The organism is Pseudomonas tehranensis (assembly GCF_014268615.1).
Taxonomy (GTDB): domain Bacteria; phylum Pseudomonadota; class Gammaproteobacteria; order Pseudomonadales; family Pseudomonadaceae; genus Aquipseudomonas; species Aquipseudomonas tehranensis.
The window spans coordinates 1-3,399 of the sequence record NZ_JABWQV010000375.1 but is presented as its reverse complement, the minus strand read 5'-3'; the positions used below and the strand labels follow the sequence as shown (position 1 = coordinate 3,399).

The following is a 3,399-nucleotide window of genomic DNA, read 5'->3' as shown; positions in this document are numbered from 1 at the left end:
CGCTACCACAGTGGTTTCGGGTGTTCATAAGTACGATGCACACCGCAACTCCCACAGGAAATTTCATCGCTTGTGGTCATCACTACAACTCCGCAAGCCGCCCCTCGATAAACCGCCTCTCCGGCAATTGCTGCGTCAATTCAAGCGCGCGTCGATACGCCGCCCTCGCCTCCTCCACGCGTCCCAACTGCCGGCAGAGTTCTGCCCGCGCCGAGTGGGCCAGGTGATAATCGAGCAACTCACCCCGGTCCAGAATCGCGTCGATCCGCTGCAAGCCCACTTGCGGTCCATCACGCTTGGCCAGGGCCGCGGCGCGGTTGAGTTCGATCACCGGTGAAGGCACTGCACGCAACAGCACATCATAGAGGCCGACGATCTGCGGCCAGTCGGTCTCCTGTGCCGTGGGCGCTTCGGCATGCACTGCCGCAATCGCGGCTTGCAGGCAATAAGGCCCGAATCGTCGGGTATTGAGCGCGGCTTCCACCAAGGCGCAGCCTTCGGCGATCATGTCGACGTCCCACAAAGAGCGGTCCTGCTCATCCAGCAGGATCAGTTCACCGCTGGGAGAGGTTCGTGCTCGCCGCCGCGACTCGTGCAGCAGCATCAACGCCAACAACCCCATGACTTCGGCTTCAGGCAACAGCTCCATCAACAGGCGGGCCAGGCGGATCGCTTCGCGGGTCAAATCTTCACGCGTGACCTCGGCCCCCATCGAGGCCGAATAGCCTTCGTTGAATACCAGGTAGATCACTCGCAACACGCTGTCCAGCCGCTCGGGCAGTTCCGAGCGGGACGGCACCTGATAGGGGATCTTCGCATCGCGAATTTTTGCCTTGGCCCGCACGATGCGCTGGGCGATGGCCGCCGGGGCGGCGAGAAAGGCCCGGGCGATCTCTTCGGTGGTCAGGTCGCACACTTCCCGCAACGTCAGCGGCACCTGGGCATCAGCCGCCAGGGCCGGGTGGCAACAGGTGAAGATCAGCCGCAGGCGATCGTCTTCCACGTCCTCATCACTCCAGTCGCTCTGCTCCAGTTCTTCGAGCTGGGCAATCAGCATCGGCCGGGACGCCGCGAAGCGAGCGCGCCTGCGCAAACTGTCGATGGCCTTGAAGCGCCCGGCCGACACCAGCCAGGCCCGAGGGTTATCCGGCACACCGTCACGCTGCCAGCGCTCGACCGCGATGAAGAAGGCCTCATGCAAGGCCTCTTCAGCAAGGTCGAAATCTCCCAGCAGGCGAATCAGCGTCGCCAGGATGCGCCGCGAGTCTTGCCGATAAACCTGCTCGACCCGTGCGCTGACTTCTTCGGCCGACATCAGTCGGGCATGCCCTGGGTCACCAGCGCCTCGAGCCGGTCAAGGCTCTGGCCCCAGCCGTCATGAAAGCCCATGGCTTCGTGGGCCTGGCGGTCTTCTTCGTTCCAGTGCAGGGCGCGGGCGGTGTAACGGGTTTTATCGCCCACCTCCTCAAGCAACACTTCGCCGGTCATGAAGGCTTTGCCGGAGGGGATCCAGCCGGGCACAAACGCATCGGTGAACACCAGCCGCTGCGGGGCGATGATCTCCAGGAACACGCCCATGGTCGGATACTCACTGCCGTCCGGGGCACGCATCAGGGTGCGAAACTGACCACCGACCCACAGGTCCATTTCGCACTCCGGCGTCGTCATGCCGTGGGGGCCCCACCATTGGACAAGCAGGGCCGGCTCAGTCCAGGCGCGGAAGATCTTCCGGCGCGGGGCGTCGATCACCCGGCTGATGGATAACTCGAACGAGGCAGGTTTGAGGTTCATGAATGAAATCCTGTTTGTGATTGTTGTTCAGGGATTCAGTTGACGTACCGGCCGGACCTCGACGCAGCCGACCCGGGCCGCCGGAATGTTGCCGGCGACCTGGAGGGCTTCGTTCAGGTCTTTGGCGTCGATCAGGTAGAAGCCCGCCAGTTGCTCCTTGGTTTCGGCAAACGGACCGTCCGTGATCGACAACTTGCCGCCGCGCATGCGCACCGTGGTAGCGGTTTGCACCGACTCCAGGGCCTCGGCGGCAATCATCCGACCGCTGCCCTGGATCGACTCGGCATAGGCCATGCATTCAGCGTCCTGCGGGCTGTCGGGTGAGTTGTGCAGCGCATGCTCGTTGCTATAGACCAGGCATAAATACTTCATGGAAAGCTCCGTGATCGAACTGATCAACTATGGACCGCTGAAAGACACTCGGCGAAAAACCCGACGATCAGGGCTGCAGGTCGAACAGGGCCGTGCCGGCCATCGGATCAAACGGCGCGGACCAATGCTCGTGGACGATCTTCCATTGCCCCGCCACACGCTGATAGCAAGCCGTGGTGCGCATCCAGCACGCCTGCTCTTCACCTTTGTCGTTGGTACCGCCGCAATAGGCCAGCCAGTGAGCGAAGGCGATAGCGTCGGCCGAGGTAATCTCGACTTGATGGAAGTCGAACTTGTGCGGTCCGGGGCACATCTCCATGCACGCCTGCCAATGGGCCCGGTAAGCGACTTTGCCCTTGAATTGCAGGGCCTGGATGGCATCGAACGAAACGATGTTGTCGTCATAGAGCGCCATGACTTTTTCAACATTCTTTTCCATGACGGCCTGGCGATAAGTCTCGATCAGGGCCTTGATTTCGGTTTCGGTGGTTTGGGTATTCATGGTGATTCTCCGCAGGTTTTTTGTTGAAGACACCCTTTGTCGTTTAGAGAAACTGCGAATCGACAACCCAAACAAAAATAATTCAAAGAAGAAAATTCGCTAGAATCCCAGGCCCATTCTGTCGGCAAACAACGGATGCTTTTGTGACCGCTCAGCTCGTCCCCTACGAAGACCTCACCGAGCTGCAGCGCACGCAGGTCGAAGCCATCGAAATCCACCCCGAACAGATCAAGTTCGCCGGCGATATCCACGGCGCACTGCACACGCTGTTGTCCAGGCCCGGCCCTGGCGTCAAAGGGTTTGCGTTGCTGGCAGGCGAGGTGCCAGTGGCGTTCCTGTTACTCAAGCGTCCGCCAGTGCTGCCAGCCTGGGCCAACGAACACAGCGCCACCCTGCACGCCCTGCAAGTCGATTATCGGGCCCAGGGCAAAGGTTACGGTAAGGCCTGCCTGCAAGCGCTTCCTGCCGTGGCTCGGGCGGCATGGCCGCAAATCAGAGGGCTGGAGCTCTCGGTCGACGCCGATAATGTCTTGGCCATCGGCCTGTACACCCGGCTGGGCTGGGTCGACAGTGGCGAAGCGTACAAGGGCCGCATCGGTTATGAGCGGCGGATGGGACTGGTGTTTTGACCAGGACATGACCTGTCTGTGGGCGCGAGCCTGCTCGCGATTGTGGTGGGCCAGCTTGCATTAATGTTGGATGTGGCACCGCTATCGCGAGCAGGCTCGCTCCCA

5 protein-coding genes are annotated in these 3,399 nt (G+C 61.3%); 1 reads left to right on the top strand and 4 read right to left on the bottom strand.

What is annotated here, in order from left to right; genetic code table 11:
- Window positions 1-82: 82 nt before the first annotated feature.
- The 4 genes from HU811_RS25995 to HU811_RS25980 form a co-directional block, all read right to left on the bottom strand.
- Window positions 83-1,315 (bottom strand): RNA polymerase sigma factor, encoded by a 1,233-nt coding sequence (locus HU811_RS25995; protein WP_092454367.1) that lies wholly within the window; start codon window positions 1,313-1,315, stop codon window positions 83-85.
- A complete protein-coding gene (locus tag HU811_RS25990; protein WP_092397120.1) occupies window positions 1,315-1,791 on the bottom strand; it encodes an SRPBCC family protein in 477 nt (158 codons plus the stop codon). The genes HU811_RS25995 and HU811_RS25990 overlap by 1 nt, the downstream gene beginning before the upstream one ends.
- Window positions 1,792-1,818: 27 nt before the next feature.
- Window positions 1,819-2,163, bottom strand: coding sequence for a YciI family protein (locus HU811_RS25985; RefSeq protein WP_092397118.1), 345 nt, complete (start codon window positions 2,161-2,163; stop codon window positions 1,819-1,821).
- 67 nt (window positions 2,164-2,230) lie between these two features.
- Complete coding sequence (locus tag HU811_RS25980) at window positions 2,231-2,665, bottom strand: YybH family protein (RefSeq protein WP_186658922.1); 435 nt, start codon at window positions 2,663-2,665, stop codon at window positions 2,231-2,233.
- A 143-nt stretch (window positions 2,666-2,808) separates the two neighbouring features.
- Here HU811_RS25980 and HU811_RS25975 point away from each other — a divergent pair, with 143 nt between their 5' ends.
- On the top strand, window positions 2,809-3,294 hold the full coding sequence (locus HU811_RS25975) for a GNAT family N-acetyltransferase (RefSeq protein WP_092397114.1): 486 nt from the start codon (window positions 2,809-2,811) through the stop codon (window positions 3,292-3,294).
- The last annotated feature ends 105 nt before the right edge of the window (window positions 3,295-3,399 follow it).